This window comes from Pseudomonas sp. 31 R 17 (assembly GCF_900004915.1).
Taxonomy (GTDB): domain Bacteria; phylum Pseudomonadota; class Gammaproteobacteria; order Pseudomonadales; family Pseudomonadaceae; genus Aquipseudomonas; species Aquipseudomonas orientalis_A.
Map to the genome: position 1 here is coordinate 37,932 of NZ_CVTN01000082.1, position 18,245 is coordinate 56,176.

The following is an 18,245-nucleotide window of genomic DNA, read 5'->3' on the forward strand; positions in this document are numbered from 1 at the left end:
CCTGCCGGGTTACCCACGGATTCAAGCCTGCGTTCGGCCAGCGTGGTTTAACGGGGCGCCTGAGATCAAGATCAAAAGCAGATCAAGATCAAGATCACGAGCGACTCGCTTCGCATCGTGGTTACGGTTGGGCGCTGCTGAGTTGTGTCGATACCTATGGCTATCGGGGGCAAGCCCCCTCCCACATTTGATTGCATTCCAGTCTGTTAACGGTGTGTGGCAATCCAGATCAACAGCCCCGCCTGAAACACGGTAAATGCCACCAGGCAGGTGATGGTAAAGCGCAGCCCGCTGTCCTCGCGTTTGAACTTGAGCACCTTTTCCTCTTCCTTGCGCAGCTTCACTTCCTGCTCGGCCAGGTTCTGCTCGGCCTGTTGCAGCATCTGCGCAGCTTCGAGGATTTCCACGAATTGCACCTTCTCGGTGTTCCAGCTGTCCAGCACATCGCTGACTTTGCCCGGCTGTACGTTGCCCTTGAGGTGTTGCACGTCGGCATAGGCCACGTCAAAACCCTGGACGCGCAGGAAGTGATCGCGGCGCAGGCGCGTGGCTTCGTTGAGCGCGTCCTTGTTGGCCAGGTCGACGCCATCGACGCGGTAGTGTGACCACTTCTTCTTGGCCCATGCGGCGGCCTGGGCCACCAGGAAGCGGCCGAGGCCACGGTTGGCCGGTTCGATTTCCAGGCTGCTGCCGGGGCCGAAGTGCACGCGATGTTTATCGTGGTCCACCCAGATATCCAGGGTGTTCTGCTCGCGCCGAACGCGCTGGCCGGGCAACTGGATGACCAGGCGCAACAGGCTGTGATGAGAGTCATGGCGCTCGGCGTAACCGAACTGTACAAACCGCAAGGGCCGCGCGCCGGTCGCACGGTCGATGGCCAACGGGGCGAGGCGCAGCATCTTGAAATGTTCGGCGTGTACGTCCGCCCAAGGCAGCGCCGCCGCAGCGGCGGCCTCGGCTTCAGCCGGGATGTCAGCGGTGGGTTCGGGTGTTGCTTCGGTGGTTGTCATGCGGCGCGATCCTGTCCAAGCCCTGCGAGCCGACAGTCTTTTTACTGTCGACTCTGGGCTTATCGGCCGTTTTCTCCAGGACTGGAGGCCAATGGCCGCTTAACGGGGTGCAAGTCCGTCGATAAAGCGCACTATCCGCTCGCCCAACTCGGCCGCAAGGGGCAATTTCGGATCGTTGTAGGACGCCAGTTGCTGCTTGACGTTGTTGGGCACGATTCGCATCACGTGGTTCATGCCTTCGATCACGGTCAACTTTGCGTCGGGCTTGGCCTTTTTCAATTGCCGGGCATCGTCTACGCCGACCTGTATGTCATTGGTGCCCTGGATGATCAGGGCCGGCATGCTCAAGCGCGCAAAGGCTGCCGAGGGATCGGCGCGAAACAGGCTGATCAGATAGGGCTGCACGCTGGGTCGAAAAATACCTTCCAGTGGGCGCGGCACATCGTTATCCACCTGGCCGGCCTTGAGGTGGTCGAGAATGTCGTTGCTGCGCAGCAACAGCGCCGGTGGCAGGTGATCGGCCAGTTGCTGGCGAATCACCTGGTCGACCGGGCGGGCGCTGCCGGACAAGGAAATCACCCCGGCCGGATTCAACTGCGGCGCAGCGAGGGCGGCAACCAGCGCGCCTTCGCTGTGGCCCAGCACAATCAACGGGCCCATGCGCTTGTCAGCCTTGAGCGACTTGCCCCAGGCCACGGCGTCGGCCACGTAGGCGTCGAGGGTCAGGTTGCGTTCATCCGGGGTCGCGGCAAGGCTGGCGGCCACGCCGCGTTTGTCATAGCGCACGCTGGCGATATTGTGCCGGGCGAGCACCCAGGCCAGGCGCTTGAGGCTGTCGTTGCGCGCGCCGTCGGCGCTGTTGCCGTTGCGGTCGGTGGGACCTGAACCGGCGATGATCAGCACCACCGGCACGGGTTGGTCGGACTGCGGCAACAGCAGCGAGCCAAACAGCTCGCCGCTGCCGGTGTCCAGGCTGATGGGCCGTTGCAGCACGACGGGGGAGGCGGCCTGGGCCGCGACGGTAAACAGGGTGAGGGTGAACAGCAGAACTCGCAGCATCATCGCGCCATCATTGGAGAGGTGCCGGTTGGACCAACGTCTACCGGTAAGGTTTCGAGGATGAACTAGTCGGTTAGCCTGCGTATACTGGCCGCCTTAAGTTATTACGGTTGACTTGATTCAACTGATTTCACGGAGCGCTCCGCATGTCCGGCAACACCTTCGGCAAGCTGTTCACAGTCACCACCGCGGGCGAAAGCCATGGTCCGGCGTTGGTCGCCATTGTCGACGGCTGCCCGCCCGGCCTTGAGCTGTCTGTGCAAGACCTGCAGCGTGATCTGGACCGCCGCAAGCCCGGCACCAGCCGCCATACCACCCAGCGCCAGGAACCCGACGAAGTCGAGATTCTCTCCGGGGTGTTCGAAGGCCGCACCACCGGCTGCGCCATCGGCCTGCTGATCCGTAATACCGACCAGAAGTCCAAGGACTACTCGGCGATCAAGGACCTGTTCCGCCCGGCCCACGCCGACTACACCTACCATCACAAATACGGCGAGCGCGACTACCGTGGCGGCGGCCGCAGTTCGGCCCGTGAAACCGCGATGCGCGTGGCGGCCGGTGCCATTGCCAAGAAATACCTGGCGACCCAGGGCATCGTCATTCGTGGCTACATGAGCCAGCTCGGTCCGATTGAAATCCCGTTCAAGACCTGGGACAGCATCGAAGACAACGCCTTCTTCTGCCCCGACCCGGACAAGGTGCCGGAGCTGGAAGCCTACATGGACCAGTTGCGCCGCGACCAGGACTCGGTCGGTGCGAAGATCACCGTCGTGGCCGAGGGCGTGAAGCCGGGCCTGGGCGAGCCGATCTTCGACCGTCTCGACGCCGAACTGGCCCACGCGCTGATGAGCATCAACGCCGTCAAGGGCGTGGAAATCGGTGCCGGTTTCGCCTGCGTGGCCCAGCGCGGCACCGAGCATCGCGATGAGATGACCCCGCAGGGGTTTCTCAGCAACAACGCCGGCGGTATCCTCGGTGGCATCTCCTCGGGCCAGCCGATCGTTGCGCATCTGGCGCTCAAGGCCACATCGAGCATCACCACGCCGGGCCGCTCGATCGATGTGCACGGCAACCCGGTCGACGTGATTACCAAGGGCCGTCACGACCCGTGCGTCGGCATCCGCGCCACACCGATTGCCGAGGCGATGATGGCTATCGTGCTGATGGACCACCTGCTGCGCAACCGTGGACAAAATGCCGATGTGCAGGTGAGTACGCCGGTGCTGGGCCAGCTGTGACGGGCTGACAGTGACAGCCCTCCCTTATTGGCGCCTCTCCAGTTTCTACCTGTTCTACTTCGCCCTGCTCGGGGCGACGGCGCCGTTCCTGGCGTTGTATTTCGATCACTTGGGCTTCTCCAGCGCGCGTATTGGCGAGCTGGTGGCCATCCCCATGCTGATGCGTTGCGTGGCGCCCAACCTCTGGGGCTGGCTGGGCGACTACACTGGCCGCCGCCTGGCCATCGTGCGGTTCGGCGCGGTGTGCACGCTGTTGAGTTTCTCGTTGATTTTCGTCAGCAAGACCTACGCCTGGCTGGCCCTGGTCATGGCCCTGCATGCGTTCTTCTGGCATGCAGTACTGCCGCAGTTCGAAGTGATCACCCTGGCTCATCTGCAACGCCAGACGGCGCGCTACAGCCAGATCCGCCTGTGGGGCTCCATCGGCTTTATCCTTACCGTCGTGATCATGGGCCGGCTGTTCGACTGGCTGAGCGTGGACATCTACCCGGTGGTGGTCGTGGTGATCATGGCCGGTATCATCGGCGCCAGCCTGTGGGTGCCGAATGCGCAGCCCGCCAGCCACGGCCAACGCCTGGCCGGGGACGGCTTTGTGCGGCAATTACGCAACCCCGGCGTGCTGGCGTTCTATGCCTGTGTGGCACTGATGCAGATGAGCCATGGCCCCTATTACACCTTTCTCACACTGCACCTTGAACACCTGGGCTACAGCCGTGGCGTGATCGGTTTGCTGTGGGCCCTCGGGGTGGTGGCAGAGGTGTTGATGTTCCTGGCCATGAGTCGCATCCTTTCGCGCTTTTCGGTGCGCCGGGTGCTGCTGGCCAGTTTCCTGCTGGCGGCGCTGCGCTGGCTGCTGCTCGGCGCATTTGCCGAATTTTTCTGGGTGCTGCTGCTGGCGCAAGTGCTGCATGCCGCCACGTTCGGCAGTTTCCATGCGGCGGCCATCGCCTTCGTGCAGCGCAGTTTCGGTGATCGCCAGCAAGGCCAGGGCCAGGCGCTTTACGCTGCGCTGGCCGGCACCGGCGGTGCGCTGGGTGCGCTGTATGCCGGTTACAGCTGGAACCTGCTGGGTCCCACGCTGACGTTCAGTATTGCCAGCATCGCGGCCCTGGCTGCCGCCGTTATCATTGGCCTTCGATTGCAAGAGCCCAACCAAGGAACCGTGCAATGAGCTATGTCGCCGTCTATGACCTCGCTACACCGGGCACCCCGAACAAAGTGCTGACCCACTTCGACGACATTCAGTCGACCCTGGCCGAACACGGCGTGCGCTTTGCACGCTGGCAGCCCGGGACACTCGAAAAGGGCGCCGACGAGGCGCAACTGATTGCGGCGTATCAGCCGCAGATCGACGCGCTTGGCTACGCGCGTGCCGAGGTGCTCAGCATGACCGGTGCTGACTCCAAAGAAGTGCTGCAGGCCGAACGCCTGGATGAGCACACCTGCGCTGAAGACCAGGCGCGATTCTTCATCGCTGGCCAGGGGCTGTGCTCGTTGCGCATTGGCGAGTATGTCTACGGCGTGCGGTGTGAGAAGAGCGATCTGCTGATCGTGCCTGCCGAGATGCCCCATTGGTTCGACATGGGCGAGCATCCTTATTGTGTGATGCTGCATTTGTTCAACACCGTCGAGGGCGCGGTGCCGACGTTGACCGGCAGTGACATCGCCCGTGACGCTGGCAAATTGGACGACTAAGACAAATCTTTTAAATGTTCAACCCGGGCAAGTTGGAATTTGCTGTGGGAAGAAGCCTAATTCCATGTAGGGCTTGGCTGTTTAGCCTCGGCCTTGCCCTCTCATTGCTCAGGTTGTGTAACTCTCGCTTTGTTCAATGTTCACGGCGCCTGTCAATAGGAAGAATCCGAAGGGTGACAGCGCATCGGCATATAAAAAGGAGAGAGCAATGAGTCGCCCAGAGGAGATGTCTCACCCGTTGGAAATCGTGCCGACGGCCATCAGAAGACGCTTGAGTCTGCTCGGCAAACCCCTCACCCGGACGGAACTGGAGATTCTGCGATGGGCCTCCGAGGGCAAGACCATTTGGGAGATGAGCAGGATTCGCTGCACCTCGGAGGCCACGGTTAAATTCCATCTGCGCAATATCTACGGCAAGCTCGATGTGAATAACCGGGTGCAGGCCATGAATGAGGCGACGCGTCAGGGACTGTGCTGATGGCATAAAAAAGGGCCGCGACGCTCAACGGCGTTGCGGCCCTTCTTTTACGGTGGCGCTTATGCCGAATGGTAAGTCGGCAAGGCAAAGCGGTTCTGGCTTTGCAGCATCGAAATTTGCGGCAGCTCACTGGCTTGTTCGGCCAGGTCGCGGCGGATGGCGCTGATGACCCAGGTCAGTTGGTCGGCGGTGTGCAGCTGCTGATACGAGATCGAGCGCTTGACCTGTTTGCCTTCGCTGTTACGCAGGGTCAACAGAATGCCGCCGTCTGGACGTGGTTGGGTGGTGACGTCGTAGTTGGAAAATACCGAAGCGAATTTATCTTGGATCAGGCTCATGTCTATCAGCTCCATTGGCTCAAGTTGGCAAGCATGGAGAGATAGGTGCAGTGATTGTGCCAGTATTGAATCTTATAAAAAGTCTTTATAAATCAGTGAGTTACAAATCATGAAGATTTTCGTTTTCGTGCAATTTGCATGAAAGGCCATCGTGCATCCTGCATTTTGCGTTATCCAGGCGGTTAATTCCTGCGCGCAGATGCTCTTTTCCTAACGACTCAGACCCCATGCTTGCGGGATAAATTCCATCCGGCCGGCGGCCGGGCTTTCCCTATTGATTCTGCCTATGGGCGCTTTTGACAAAAAAGCCATGACAGCGGGGAACTCCATCGCGACACTGGGCGCCATATAAAGCATCAGAAAGGAGCCCTACTATGTCGACCCAGCCCCAACAAATGACCGAAGACGAAGCCGCCGAATTTGCCGAGCAGGTCTTCGACGTCGCCCGCAAGGGCGATGCCGCCATGCTCGCGGCGCTGTTGGCCAAAGGTCTGCCGGCCAACTTTCGTAACCACAACGGCGACACGCTGTTGATGCTCGCCGCCTACCACGGCCACGCCGAGGCGGTAAAAGTGCTGCTGGAGTTCAAGGCCGACCCCCTGATCGCCAACGACAAGAACCAACTGCCGATTGCCGGTGCGGCATTCAAGGGCCACCTGGCGGTGGTCAAGGCGCTGATCGAAGGCGGCACCCCGGTTGAAGCGGCGTCTTCGGATGGGCGCACGGCGTTGATGATGGCGGCCATGTTCAACCGTGTCGAAATGCTCGACTACCTGCTCGGCCAGGGCGCCAACCCCAAGGCCACCGATGCCCAGGGCGCGACGGCGCTGGCGGCGGCGCAGACCATGGGGGCAGTGGATACGGCGGCGCTGTTGCAAAAACTGGTGTAGGCTACGCGCCCTCGAAAACCCGCCCGCCACAGGACCCGCCCATGAAAACCGCTCTCGTCGAACTCATCAGCAAAATCAGCAGCGGTGTCATGGGGGCGGACGAGGTAGCGCGTATCGCCGATGAAGCAGCTCAGGCCTACGCGGATCCTGCGGCTTTTCTGGCGGCCAATCCGGATATCAACTACGACGACAGCTTCCCGATTCCGTTGGGGGAGTGGGTGGTGGTCGGCAGCCTGCCGGACACTGTGCTGTTCCAGGCCGACACTTACGCTGACCTGTTTGCGCAGATCGTTGCCTCGTTCGGTCCGGGCGTGGCGTTCAACCTCAAGCCCAAGCAATTGGCCAAGACCGAAGACCTGACCGCGCTCAATCGCATCCAGATCCAGATGAGCGCCCTGAGCCCGGAAGACGGTGGCTATGTGCTGCTCAACTTCAGCCAACTGCTTGATGACGAAATCCAGGCCGTCCTGGTGTTCGGCAACGACCTGTCGCGGGTGCTGGAACTGTGCGCCGAGGTCGGTATCAAGGCTGAGCCGTCGCTGGAAGCCCTGAAGATTGCCGTTCACGTTTAAATAATACGGAACCCCCGTCAGGGCTGACTATCCTACAAGGGCATGCCCCCACACTTAGGAGCGACACCATGGGTTCAACTTTCAACGGCCTGATTGGCCTGATCATCCTCGCGCTGGATATCTGGGCGATCATCAACGTGTTCAAAAGCGGCGCGAGCACGGGCGCCAAGGTGTTGTGGATTCTGTTGATCCTGCTGCTGCCGGTACTGGGCCTGATCATCTGGGCCATCGCCGGGCCGCGCGGTAACGTGCGGATCTAACACCGTACTGTGGGAGGGGGCTTGCCCCCGATTAGCGGTGGGTCAGCACTGTATCTGTTGCTGACCCTCCGCTATCGGGGGTAAGCCCCCTCCCACATTGGTTTTGCCGGTTTTGCCTACCCCCGCTGAATTTGTGTGTCGAAAGTATTCGCTGCACGAAATTTTCACATCCCGTCCAAGACAATTCGCCCGCTTTGTTCCTCTGCCAGGGCCCCAATCCCTGGGGCATTTAAAGCGGTGGCGAGCTCGCACGTTCAGTAATTAATAGCCTTGCCGGCCTTGATCGGGCACCATTTGCGCCACCGCGTTAACCACCCACCCCGGCCAGCCTGGGCGAGGGCGGACGCCACTGCATTAATTTCGCAACTTCAACTTCCAATGGGTCCTAAAACGACATGGCAAACCCGGACGCCCTGAATCAGCAGCGAGCTTCAAATCGCCTGCTGCAACCGACCGTCAAATCCCATCTGGCATACACGCTGCTCTGCGCACTGGTCATGATGGTGATGTTCTCCCTGCTGCGCCTGGCGTTGCTGGTCTACAACCGCGAGATGATCCTCGACACACCCGCCTCGACCTTCCTGGAAGCGTTCGCCAACGGCCTGCGCCTGGATATCCGCCTGGTGATGTACCTGCTGGTCCCGCTGCTGTTGGCCTTGTTCAGCGTCCGGGCCATGGCGGCGCGCGGGTTTTTCCGGTTGTGGCTGACCGTTGCCTCCAGCATTGCGCTGTTCCTGGGCCTGATGGAGATGGACTTCTATCGCGAGTTCCACCAGCGCCTCAACGGTTTGGTCTTCCAGTATGTGAAGGAAGATCCGAAAACCGTGGTGAGCATGCTCTGGTATGGCTTCCCGGTGGTGCGCTACCTGTTGGCCTGGGCCGTGGGCACGCTGATCCTGAGCATGGCCTTCAAGGGCGCCGACCGTGCAACGCGCCCGCGTGGCCCGTTCAGTGGCGGCAGCATCGGTACGCGCCAGGTGGCGCCGTGGTACAGCCGCATTGCGGTGTTCGTGGTGTGCCTGCTGGTCGCCGTGGTCGCCATCCGTGGCACCCTGCGCCAGGGTCCGCCGTTGCGTTGGGGCGACGTGTACACCACCGACTCGAACTTCGCCAACCAGTTGGGCCTTAACGGTACGCTGTCGTTGATCGGCGCGGCCAAGGCGCGTTTCTCCGCGCATCGCGACAACGTCTGGAAAGCCACCCTGGAACAACCGCTGGCCACCCAGACCGTGCGTGACATGCTGGTGCTGCCGAGCGAGAAGCTGGTGGATACCGACACCGCCGCCGTGCGCCGTGATTTCACGCCGCCGGCCGAGAAGACCCTGCCGATCAAGAACGTGGTCGTGATCCTGATGGAGAGCTTCGCCGGTCACTCGGTGGGCGCCCTGGGCCGTCCAGGCAACATCACGCCGTACTTCGACAAGTTGTCCAAGGAAGGCCTGCTGTTCGATCGCTTCTTCTCCAACGGCACCCACACCCACCAGGGTATGTTCGCCACCATGGCGTGCTTCCCGAACCTGCCGGGCTTCGAATACCTGATGCAGACCCCCGAAGGCAGCCACAAGCTGTCGGGCCTGCCGCAGTTGCTCAGCGCACGTGATTTCGACGACGTGTACGTCTATAACGGCGACTTTGCCTGGGACAACCAGTCGGGCTTCTTCAGCAACCAGGGCATGACCAACTTCATCGGCCGCAACGACTTCGTCGATCCGGTGTTTTCCGACCCGACCTGGGGCGTGTCCGACCAGGACATGTTCAACCGTGGCCTGGAAGAACTGAAGGCCCGCGAAGGCGGCAAGCCGTTCTACGCACTGCTGCAAACCCTGTCCAACCACACACCGTACGCGTTGCCGACGCCGTTGCCGGTTGAGCCGGTCACCGACCGTGGCAGCCTCAACGAGCATTTGACGGCCATGCGTTACTCCGACTGGGCGTTGGGCCAGTTCTTCGAGAAGGCCCGCAAGGAGCCGTACTTCAAGGAAACCCTGTTTGTGGTGGTGGGCGACCACGGCTTCGGCAACGAGCAACAGATCACCGAGATGGACCTGGGCCGTTTCAACGTGCCGATGCTGATGATCGCGCCGGGCATGCAGGAAAAGTTCGGCGAGCGTGACCACACCGTGGGCACCCAGATCGATATCGTCCCGACCATCATGGGTCGCCTCGGCGGTGACACCCTGCACCAGTGCTGGGGCCGTGACCTGCTGAACCTGCCGGAAGGCGACAAGGGCTTCGGCGTGATCAAGCCATCGGGCAGCGACCAGACCGTCGCCTTGCTGACGGCTGACCGCGTACTGGTGCTACCCAAGGAAATGCCACCGAAGTTGTGGCAATACGAACTGGGCGCCAACCCGACCGGCAAGGTCATTGCCGAGTCGCCGGACGAAGCGGCGCTCAAGCAGAAACTTGAGTCGTTCCTGCAAACCGCGACCAAGAGCCTGTTGGATAACACCGCAGGTGTGGTGGACGGCAAGCCGGACTAACTAACAAACCGGCAATAAAAAAGAGGCCTCATTGAGGCCTCTTTTTTTTACCCTTGGAAGGGGCTTATATCTTGCCGAGCAACAACAGCACCAGCAGAACTACCAGCACCACACCCAGGATACCCGACGGGCCATAACCCCAGTTACGCGAGTGCGGGAACACCGGCAGGCCACCCACCAACAGGAGAATCAGGATAATGATCAGAATCAGGCTCATGGTTTTATTCCTTATAGGCCTTCTGTAAAGACCGGTTATTCAGCGGGAGTCTCGTCCATCTGATAATGGACGGCTTATCAACTCCGACTCTGCCGCCTGATAAAAAATTCAGTATTTTTTTAAAGCATTTCGCTTGCTCGCTTATTTCTTTTAACACGCCCGCAACTACGCAACGTTAGTTGAAAAAGATTGAACTCAGGCTATACGCAAGTATCCGACCGAGTCCGCGGTTTGCCTGGGGCATTCATCATTCTGATGGTGCGTGGGCGCGGCAGGAACCTTCGCTACACTGCCGATCACTTCCATGGTGAACCACAAGGCTACTTCCTATGCAAAACCGCATGATGATCACGGGCGCCGGGTCCGGTCTGGGTCGTGAAATTGCACTGCGCTGGGCCCGTGAGGGTTGGCGGCTGGCCTTGTCGGATGTCAGCGAGCCGGGCTTGCAGGAAACCCTGAGGTTGGTGCGCGACGCCGGTGGCGACGGTTTCATCCAGCGCTGCGATGTGCGTGACTACAGCCAGCTCACTGCGTTGGCGCAGGCGTGCGAAGTGAAGCTTGGCGGCATCGATGTGATCGTCAATAACGCGGGCGTGGCGTCCGGCGGGTTCTTTGCCGAGCTGTCGCTCGAGGATTGGGACTGGCAGATCGCAATCAACCTGATGGGCGTGGTCAAGGGCTGCAAGGCGTTCCTGCCGCTGCTGGAAAAGAGCAAGGGCCGTATCATCAACATCGCCTCGATGGCCGCATTGATGCAGGGCCCGGCCATGAGTAACTACAATGTGGCCAAGGCCGGTGTGGTGGCGCTGTCGGAAAGCCTGCTGGTGGAACTCAAGCAGCAGGAAATCGGCGTGCATGTGGTGTGCCCGTCGTTTTTCCAGACCAACCTGCTTGATTCATTTCGCGGGCCGACCCCGGCAATGAAAGCGCAGGTGGGCAAGTTGCTCGAGAGTTCGCCGATCTCGGCGACGGACATCGCCGACTATATCCATCAGCGCGTGAGTGCGGGCGAGTTCATGATTCTGCCCCACGAGCAGGGGCGAATGGCGTGGACACTCAAACAGAAAAACCCGCAGTTGCTCTATGACGAGATGACGCAGATGGCTGACAAGATGCGCGCCAAGGCGCAGGCCATAAAGGGCTGATAGGGGGGGGGTCTGTCAGGCAAATTACCTATGCCTGTAGGTGATGCCTGATTTGGCCGCGAGCCATTGCTGGTTAGGCCACAAACAAGCATGGTCGGGGTCCTGACATTCGAAAAAGGACAACCGCCATGCTGGTCTTGAGCCGCGCCTTGGGCGAAAGCATTTCCATCGGCGATGATATCGCCTTGCACATTCTTGAAGTCAGTGCCAACCACGTGAAGTTCGGCATCGCAGCGCCGGCAGGCGTCAGCGTGCATCGCGCCGAGGTGTATCGCAAAATCCTCGAGCGCCAGGCGAGTGCCGCCTATCCCGTGCCGGTGCCCAACCCGTAGCGTCACCGTCAATCAAACAGGTGCTTGGGCACGTCGTGCTTGAGCATCAGTTGGCACTGCTCGCTTTCCGGGTCGAACACAATCAGCGCCTGGCTTTTGGTCAGTGCCTGACGTACGCGCAGTACCCGGGTTTCCAGCGGTGTGTCGTCGCCATTGTCGGTGCCGTCGCGGGTGACGAAATCCTCGATGAGGCGGGTCAGGGTGTCGACTTCAAGCGCGTCGTAGGGGATCAGCATATAAGCCTCGGAGGTCAAGTCCCGGCGATGCTACTGTGCCGGGACTTTTGTTGCCAGTGTCGGGCGCTGCAAGGGTCAGCTGTTGCCCGTATCGGACTTGTTCCCGACCAGGCTGTCCACCGACGGCACCCGGGTATCGCTCTCCATCTGCGTCTCATGTTCGATCTGATGGCTGAAGCGGTCCAGGGAGCCTTGTGCCGGTTGCGCGTCGCTGGCGAATACCGGTGGGCTGAGAATATAGGCGCCGAGCAGTCGACTCAGTGCCGCCAGGCTGTCGATATGGGTGCGCTCGTAACCGTGGGTGGCATCGCAACCGAACGCCAGCAGGGCGGTGCGAATGTCATGCCCGGCGGTGACCGCCGAATGCGCATCGCTGAAGTAATAGCGGAACAGATCGCGGCGTACCGGCAGGTCGTTGTCCGCCGCCAGGCGCAGCAGATGCCGTGACAGGTGATAGTCGTACGGTCCACCGGAATCCTGCATCGCCACGCTCACCGCGTGCTCGCTGGAGTGCTGGCCCGGAGCGACCGGGGCGATGTCGATGCCGACGAACTCACTCACATCCCAGGGCAGGGCGGCGGCGGCACCGCTGCCGGTTTCCTCGGTGATGGTGAACAGCGGGTGGCAGTCGATGAGCAGCGGTTCGCCGCTGTCGATAATGGCCTTGAGCGCAGCGAGCAGGGCCGCGACGCCGGCCTTGTCGTCCAGGTGACGTGCGCTGATGTGGCCGCTTTCGGTGAACTCCGGCAGTGGGTCGAATGCCACGTAGTCACCGACACTGATCCCCAGGGAATCGCAATCGGCACGGGTCGCGCAGTAGGCGTCCAGGCGCAGTTCCACGTGGTCCCAGCTCACCGGCATTTCATCCACGGCGGTGTTGAACGCGTGCCCGGAGGCCATCAGTGGCAGCACGCTGCCGCGGATCACGCCATTGTCGGTGAACAGGCTGACACGGCTGCCTTCGGCAAAGCGGCTTGACCAGCAGCCGACCGGCGCCAGTGTCAGGCGGCCGTTGTCCTTGATGGCGCGCACGGCGGCGCCTATGGTGTCCAGGTGCGCGGAGACGGCGCGGTCAGGGCTGTTTTTCTGGCCCTTGAGGGTCGCGCGAATCGTGCCGCGCCGGGTCATTTCAAACGGGATACCGAGCTCTTCCAGGCGTTCGGCGACATAGCGCACGATGGTGTCGGTGAAGCCGGTGGGGCTGGGAATGGCGAGCATTTCCAGCAGCACTTTTTGCAGGTAAGCGAGATCGGGTTCGGGAATGGTTCGAGTCATGGAAACTCCTGATGAGTTGAGGGCATCGATGGTTTCGATGAGGTAAGGGGGAATGTCGTTGCCTTCACCGGCTTCATCGGGGGCAAGCCCCCTCCCACCTTTGATAGGTGAACACCGTCAAATGTGGGAGGGGGCTTGCCCCCGATAGCGGTTTCACATTCAACACATTCCTCAAGCGGCCGGCTGACTGTGTGGAAACAACAAATCCACAAACTTCTCAGCGGTCGGTTGCGGTTCATGGTTGGCAAGGCCGGCCCGTTCATTGGCTTCAATGAAGACGTATTCGGGCTGATCGGCGGCGGGCACCATCAGGTCCAGGCCGACCATGGGAATATCCAGGGCGCGGGCTGCACGCACAGCGGCATCTACCAGGGTCGGATGCAAAATGGCCGTGACATCCTCCAGGCACCCGCCGGTGTGCAGGTTGGCGGTGCGGCGCACGGCCAGTTGCACGCCACGGGGCAGGACGCTGTCGTAGTCGTAGCCGGCGGCCTTGAGGGTGCGTTCGGTTTCCGCGTCAAGGGGGATCTTGCTTTCGCCATCGGTGGCGGCCTGACGACGACGGCTTTGCGCCTCGATCAAGGCGCGAATCGAATGCTGACCGTCACCCATCACTTCGGCAGGGCGGCGGATCGCCGCGGCGACCACTTCGAAGCCAATCACCAGGATGCGCAGGTCCAGGCCCTCGTGGAAGCTCTCGAGCAGCACGCGGCTGTCGAACTGGCGCGCCGCGTCGATGGCTTGCTGCACTTCCTCGAACGTGTGCAAATCCACCGCCACGCCCTGGCCCTGCTCGCCATCGAGCGGCTTGACCACGATACGTTGATGTTCGTCGAGAAACTCCAGGTTGTCGTCGGCACTGCCCGCCAATTGCTGCGCCGGCAACTTCAAGCCGGCGGCCTTGAGCACCTTGTGGGTCAGGCTCTTGTCCTGGCACAACGTCATGCTGATGGCACTGGTCAGGTCGCTCAGCGACTCGCGGCAGCGCACGCGGCGCCCGCCGTGACTGAGGGTGAACAGGCCGGCATCGGCATCATCCACCTGCACGTCGATGCCCCGTCGATGGGCTTCTTCGACAATGATCCGTGCATAAGGATTGAACCCCGCCTGCGGCCCGGGGCCGAGAAACAGCGGCTGGTTGATGCCGTTCTTGTGCTTGATGGCGAAGGTGTTCAACGCACGGAAGCCCAACTTGGCGTAGAGGCTCTTGGCCTGACGGTTATCGTGCAACACCGACAGGTCCAGATAGCTCAAGCCTCGGCTCATGAAGTGTTCCACCAGGTGGCGCACCAGCACCTCACCCACGCCGGGCCGGGTGCATTGCGGGTCTACCGCCAGGCACCACAGGCTGCAACCGTTTTCCGGGTCATGGAACGCTTTCTGATGGTTCAGGCCCATGACGCTGCCGATGACCGCGCCGCTGTCCTCATCTTCGGCCAGCCAGTACACCGGGCCGCCTTGATGGCGCGGCGTCAGGCGTTCGGCGTCAATGGGCAGCATGCCGCGGCCCTGATAGAGCAGGTTCACCGCCTGCCAGTCGGCTTCGTTCTGCACGCGGCGGATACGAAAGCCACGAAACACACGGGTAGCGGGGCGGTAGTCGCTGAACCACAGGCGCAGGGTGTCCGAGGGATCGAGGAACAACTGCTGCGGATCGATGCCGAGAATCTGCTGGGGCGCGGCCACATACAGCGCGATATCGCGCTCGCCGGGTTGTTCGTTGAGCAGTTCCTGGGCAAGGCTGGCGGGGTCGGGGAAGGTGTGCCCGATCAACAAACGCCCCCAACCGCAATGCACGGCAATCGGTTCGGGGCCTTGCGCGCTGCCGTCTTCGGCCAGCCGGGCCTGGAGGCGCTCGTAGGTCGGCGCCTGGCCCTTGAGCAAGCGTTGGCTGTACGCCGCGGCGTTAGGTTTCATTGATCAGATTCCTTGTTCGCTGAGCCACAGGTTCAGCGCCGCCAGTTGCCACAGCTTGGAGCCGCGCAACGGCGTCAATTGGCCTTGTGGGTCCGTCAGCAGGCGGTCGAGCATGGCGGGGTTGAACAGGCCACGGTCCTGGCTCGGGTCCAGCAGCAGCTCGCGCACCCAGTTCAGGGTGTCGCCTTGCAAATGCTTGAGGCCCGGCACCGGGAAGTAGCCTTTCTTGCGGTCGATCACTTCGCTGGGGATCACCCGGCGCGCGGCCTCCTTGAGCACCTGCTTGCCGCCGTCGGGCAGCTTGAACTTGCCCGGCACGCGGGCCGACAGTTCCACCAGGCGGTAGTCGAGGAACGGTGTGCGCGCTTCCAGGCCCCAGGCCATGGTCATGTTGTCGACGCGCTTGACCGGGTCGTCCACCAGCATCACCGTGCTGTCCAGGCGCAGGGCCTTGTCGACGGCGGCATCAGCCCCCGGCATCGCGAAGTGTTCGCGCACGAAGTCCCCGGCGGCGTCGTTGGCGGTCAGCCATTTCGGCGCGACGGTGGCGGCATAGTCGTCGTAGCTGCGGTCGAAAAAGGCATCGCGATAAGCCGCATACGGATCGCTGGCGCCGTCCACCTGAGGGTACCAGTGGTAACCGGCGAACAGCTCGTCGGCACCCTGGCCGCTCTGCACCACCTTGCAATGCTTGGCCACTTCCCGCGACAGCAGGTAGAAGGCGATGCAGTCATGACTGACCATCGGCTCGCTCATGGCGCGGAACGCGGCCGGCAGTTGCTCGATGATCTCGCTTTCGGCGATGCGCAACTGGTGGTGACGGGTGCCATAGTGCTTGGCGATCAGGTCCGAATACTGGAATTCGTCGCCGCGCTCGCCGCCGGCGTCTTCGAAGCCGATGGAGAAGGTCGACAGATCCTCGACGCCCACTTCACGCAGCAGGCCGACGAGCATGCTCGAGTCGACGCCACCGGAGAGCAGCACGCCAACGTCGACAGCCGCGCGCTGGCGGATCGCGACGGCTTCGCGGGTGCTGTCGAGCACGCGATCGGTCCAGTCTTCCAGGGTCAGGTGTTTTTCATCCTCATGGGGGCCGTAGGGCAGGGTCCACCAGGTGTGCTGTTCGGTCTTGCCGCTGGCGTCGATGCGCATCCAGCTCGCCGGCGGCAGTTTTTCAATGCCTGCCAGCAGCGTGCGCGGTGCAGGCACCACGGCATGGAAGTTGAGGTAGTGATTGAGCGCCACCGGGTCGAGGATCGGGTTGATATCGCCGCCCTTGAGCAGCGCCGGCAACGCCGAGGCAAAGCGCAGGCGCTGGCCGGTGCGCGACAGGTACAAAGGCTTCACACCGAGACGGTCACGGGCGATGAACAGACGCTGCGCATCGCGCTCCCAGATGGCGAACGCGAACATGCCGTTGAGCTTGGGCAGCAACGCTTCGCCCCAGGCGTGATAGCCCTTGAGCAGCACTTCGGTGTCACCGCCGGAATAGAAGGCGTAGCCGAGGGCTTCCAGTTCTTGGCGCAGTTCCGGGAAGTTGTAGATCGCGCCATTGAAGGCCAGGGACAGCCCCAGTTGGGCGTCGACCATCGGTTGCGCGGAGCCGTCCGACAGGTCCATGATTTTCAGGCGGCGATGGCCCAGGGCAATCGGCCCCTGGGCGTGAAAGCCCCAGGCGTCGGGGCCACGGGGGGCGAGGTGATGCGTGATGCGTTCCACGGCTGCCAGGTCGGCAGCTTGATGATCAAAGCGTAACTCGCCAGCTAGTCCACACATAAGTTCCTTACCGGTTTTTCCGTTGGGGAGGGGTCAATACTCAATACGCCTTGAAGGGCGCGTACCCAGAAACTGACCCAGCGCTATGCGTGGAGTTTTAGATCAATAAGTTATAAAGCAAACTGCCATGAGGTCATCCGGCCTGCACTTTAGAGGCCTGTGATTGGCCGCGAACCAGGGCGCGCAGGGCAAATCGATTGGGATGACAGGCCTCGGCCACCGCGCTCGGCAAGGGCAGTGGTTCGTCACAGAGCCAGGCTGCCAGCAGTTCGCCGCACAGTGGCGCGGTGACCAGGCCGCGTGAGCCGTGCCCGCTGTTGATGTACAGGCCCGGCAACCACGGGCAGGGTAGGTCTGGCACTTGCCGGGCGTCTTTGCCCAGTGCGGCGTACACCTGTGCAAAGGCCTCAAGGTCGGCCAACGGGCCGACGATCGGCAGGTAGTCGGGGCTGGTGCAACGAAAGGCCGCGCGGCCCTGCAAGTGTTCCGGTGCCACGGTGTCGGCGTCCAGGCGTTGCAGCAGGTCCTCGGAAATCTCGCGCAGCCTCTCCAGGTTACCGGCATGTTCGGCGCTGGTGGGGGTGAGGTCCTGATTATTGAAATCGAAACTGGCGCCCAGGGTATGTTCGCCCAGGCGGGCCGGTGCGACGTAACCTTCAGCGCACACCACGGTGGCCAGCGCCCGGCTTGCCGGCGTCTGCGCCAGGCAGGTGATTTGCCCGCGGATGCGCTTGAGCGGCAAGTCGGCGCTGGGTGCGAAGCGCTTGATCTCGGCAGCCCCGGCGAGCACGACCACGCTGGCACTGGCCAGTAGCCGATCACCGTCGCGCGCGCACCATTGGTCATCCACTCGGTCGAGCTCAAGCACCTCGCGGTGGGTGAGCACGTTGATCAAGGGGTGCGTTGCCTGCCACTGGCAGAGCGACGGTGGGTGCACCCAGCCGCCCTCGGGGAAAAACAGACCGCCCTGGGCCACGTCGATCCCGGCGCATTGCCGGGCCTGATCGCGATCGACCAAGTGCAACAGTGCTGGGGGAAAGGCTGCCGCCAGTTGGGCCTGGCGCTCGCCTTCTTTGGCGTCGAACGCCAGTTGCAACACGCCGCAGTCGTCCCAGTCGACGCCACGGTGCAGCTGTTCGAGCAGGCGCCGGGTATGCCCGAAGCCGCTGAGTATCAGTTGGGACAGTGCCGTTCCGTGCGCTGAGAGCTTCAGGTACAGCACGCCCTGGGGATTGCCGGAGGCCTCTGCGGCCAGGCCGGCATGCCGTTCCAGCAAGCTGACCCGCCAACCCCGCGCCGCCAGGCTGGCTGCCGTGGCGCAACC

General features: G+C 62.0%; 19 protein-coding genes. 10 read left to right on the forward strand and 9 right to left on the reverse strand.

Annotated features, from left to right (window positions below):
- Nucleotides 1–206: 206 nt before the first annotated feature.
- Together BFP89_RS24040 and BFP89_RS24045 are read right to left on the reverse strand one after the other, a co-directional pair.
- Nucleotides 207–1,010: a hypothetical protein gene (locus BFP89_RS24040; RefSeq protein WP_065887963.1), complete on the reverse strand. Its 804-nt coding sequence runs from the start codon at nt 1,008–1,010 to the stop codon at nt 207–209.
- A 99-nt stretch (nt 1,011–1,109) separates the two neighbouring features.
- Nucleotides 1,110–2,072: an alpha/beta hydrolase gene (locus tag BFP89_RS24045; RefSeq protein WP_065887964.1), complete on the reverse strand. Its 963-nt coding sequence runs from the start codon at nt 2,070–2,072 to the stop codon at nt 1,110–1,112.
- A gap of 143 nt (nt 2,073–2,215) precedes the next feature.
- Between BFP89_RS24045 and aroC the strand changes: the two genes are divergently transcribed.
- The 4 genes from aroC to BFP89_RS24065 all read left to right on the forward strand — a co-directional run bounded on the left by aroC (nt 2,216) and on the right by BFP89_RS24065 (nt 5,480).
- A complete protein-coding gene (gene aroC / locus BFP89_RS24050; protein ID WP_065887965.1) occupies nt 2,216–3,307 on the forward strand; it encodes a chorismate synthase in 1,092 nt (363 codons plus the stop codon).
- A 10-nt stretch (nt 3,308–3,317) separates the two neighbouring features.
- The gene (locus BFP89_RS24055; protein WP_065887966.1) at nt 3,318–4,478 is read left to right on the forward strand and encodes an MFS transporter; all 1,161 of its coding nucleotides are present in this window, start codon (nt 3,318–3,320) and stop codon (nt 4,476–4,478) included.
- Nucleotides 4,475–5,002 (forward strand): acireductone dioxygenase, encoded by a 528-nt coding sequence (locus BFP89_RS24060; protein ID WP_065887967.1) that lies wholly within the window; start codon nt 4,475–4,477, stop codon nt 5,000–5,002. The genes BFP89_RS24055 and BFP89_RS24060 overlap by 4 nt, the downstream gene beginning before the upstream one ends.
- A 208-nt stretch (nt 5,003–5,210) precedes the next feature.
- A complete protein-coding gene (locus BFP89_RS24065) occupies nt 5,211–5,480 on the forward strand; it encodes a response regulator transcription factor (RefSeq protein WP_065887968.1) in 270 nt (89 codons plus the stop codon).
- A 59-nt stretch (nt 5,481–5,539) separates the two neighbouring features.
- On the opposite strand, the gene BFP89_RS24070 is transcribed toward BFP89_RS24065, so the two are convergent.
- Nucleotides 5,540–5,818, reverse strand: a complete 279-nt coding sequence (locus tag BFP89_RS24070) for a DUF3509 domain-containing protein (RefSeq protein ID WP_003172952.1) — start codon at nt 5,816–5,818, stop codon at nt 5,540–5,542.
- 374 nt (nt 5,819–6,192) lie between these two features.
- On the opposite strand from BFP89_RS24070, the gene BFP89_RS24075 reads away from it, so the two are divergent.
- The 4 genes from BFP89_RS24075 (at nt 6,193) to BFP89_RS24090 (ending at nt 10,023) form a co-directional block, all read left to right on the forward strand.
- Nucleotides 6,193–6,708, forward strand: coding sequence for an ankyrin repeat domain-containing protein (locus BFP89_RS24075; RefSeq protein WP_065887969.1), 516 nt, complete (start codon nt 6,193–6,195; stop codon nt 6,706–6,708).
- A 41-nt stretch (nt 6,709–6,749) separates the two neighbouring features.
- Nucleotides 6,750–7,280, forward strand: coding sequence for a hypothetical protein (locus BFP89_RS24080; protein WP_065887970.1), 531 nt, complete (start codon nt 6,750–6,752; stop codon nt 7,278–7,280).
- Between the two features lie 68 nt (nt 7,281–7,348).
- Entirely contained in the window at nt 7,349–7,540 is a 192-nt protein-coding gene (locus BFP89_RS24085; RefSeq protein WP_003172956.1) for a PLDc N-terminal domain-containing protein, read from the forward strand.
- Nucleotides 7,541–7,935: 395 nt separating this feature from the next.
- Complete coding sequence (locus tag BFP89_RS24090; protein ID WP_065887971.1) at nt 7,936–10,023, forward strand: LTA synthase family protein; 2,088 nt, start codon at nt 7,936–7,938, stop codon at nt 10,021–10,023.
- Nucleotides 10,024–10,087: 64 nt separating this feature from the next.
- On the opposite strand, the gene BFP89_RS24095 is transcribed toward BFP89_RS24090, so the two are convergent.
- A complete protein-coding gene (locus tag BFP89_RS24095; protein ID WP_003192767.1) occupies nt 10,088–10,240 on the reverse strand; it encodes a DUF3309 family protein in 153 nt (50 codons plus the stop codon).
- Between the two features lie 329 nt (nt 10,241–10,569).
- Here BFP89_RS24095 and BFP89_RS24100 point away from each other — a divergent pair, with 329 nt between their 5' ends.
- Together BFP89_RS24100 and csrA are read left to right on the forward strand one after the other, a co-directional pair.
- A complete protein-coding gene (locus BFP89_RS24100) occupies nt 10,570–11,385 on the forward strand; it encodes an SDR family oxidoreductase (protein ID WP_065887972.1) in 816 nt (271 codons plus the stop codon).
- A gap of 128 nt (nt 11,386–11,513) precedes the next feature.
- Nucleotides 11,514–11,717, forward strand: a complete 204-nt coding sequence (gene csrA, locus BFP89_RS24105) for a carbon storage regulator CsrA (protein ID WP_065887973.1) — start codon at nt 11,514–11,516, stop codon at nt 11,715–11,717.
- Between the two features lie 8 nt (nt 11,718–11,725).
- Here the strand turns inward: csrA and BFP89_RS24110 are convergent, their stop codons facing one another.
- From BFP89_RS24110 to mnmC, 5 genes are all read right to left on the reverse strand, one after another.
- The gene (locus BFP89_RS24110) at nt 11,726–11,953 is read right to left on the reverse strand and encodes a YheU family protein (RefSeq protein ID WP_065887974.1); all 228 of its coding nucleotides are present in this window, start codon (nt 11,951–11,953) and stop codon (nt 11,726–11,728) included.
- Between the two features lie 75 nt (nt 11,954–12,028).
- Nucleotides 12,029–13,228 (reverse strand): osmoprotectant NAGGN system M42 family peptidase, encoded by a 1,200-nt coding sequence (locus BFP89_RS24115; protein ID WP_065887975.1) that lies wholly within the window; start codon nt 13,226–13,228, stop codon nt 12,029–12,031.
- A gap of 171 nt (nt 13,229–13,399) precedes the next feature.
- Nucleotides 13,400–15,145 carry an N-acetylglutaminylglutamine synthetase gene (gene ngg, locus BFP89_RS24120; protein WP_065887976.1) on the reverse strand — a complete coding sequence of 582 codons (1,746 nt, stop codon included), beginning with the start codon at nt 15,143–15,145 and terminating at the stop codon, nt 13,400–13,402.
- Between the two features lie 3 nt (nt 15,146–15,148).
- The gene (locus tag BFP89_RS24125) at nt 15,149–16,921 is read right to left on the reverse strand and encodes an N-acetylglutaminylglutamine amidotransferase (RefSeq protein WP_065887977.1); all 1,773 of its coding nucleotides are present in this window, start codon (nt 16,919–16,921) and stop codon (nt 15,149–15,151) included.
- Between the two features lie 133 nt (nt 16,922–17,054).
- Nucleotides 17,055–18,245 (reverse strand): bifunctional tRNA (5-methylaminomethyl-2-thiouridine)(34)-methyltransferase MnmD/FAD-dependent 5-carboxymethylaminomethyl-2-thiouridine(34) oxidoreductase MnmC (gene mnmC, locus BFP89_RS24130; RefSeq protein ID WP_083208141.1); only part of this gene is annotated, 1,191 nt, incomplete at its 5' end.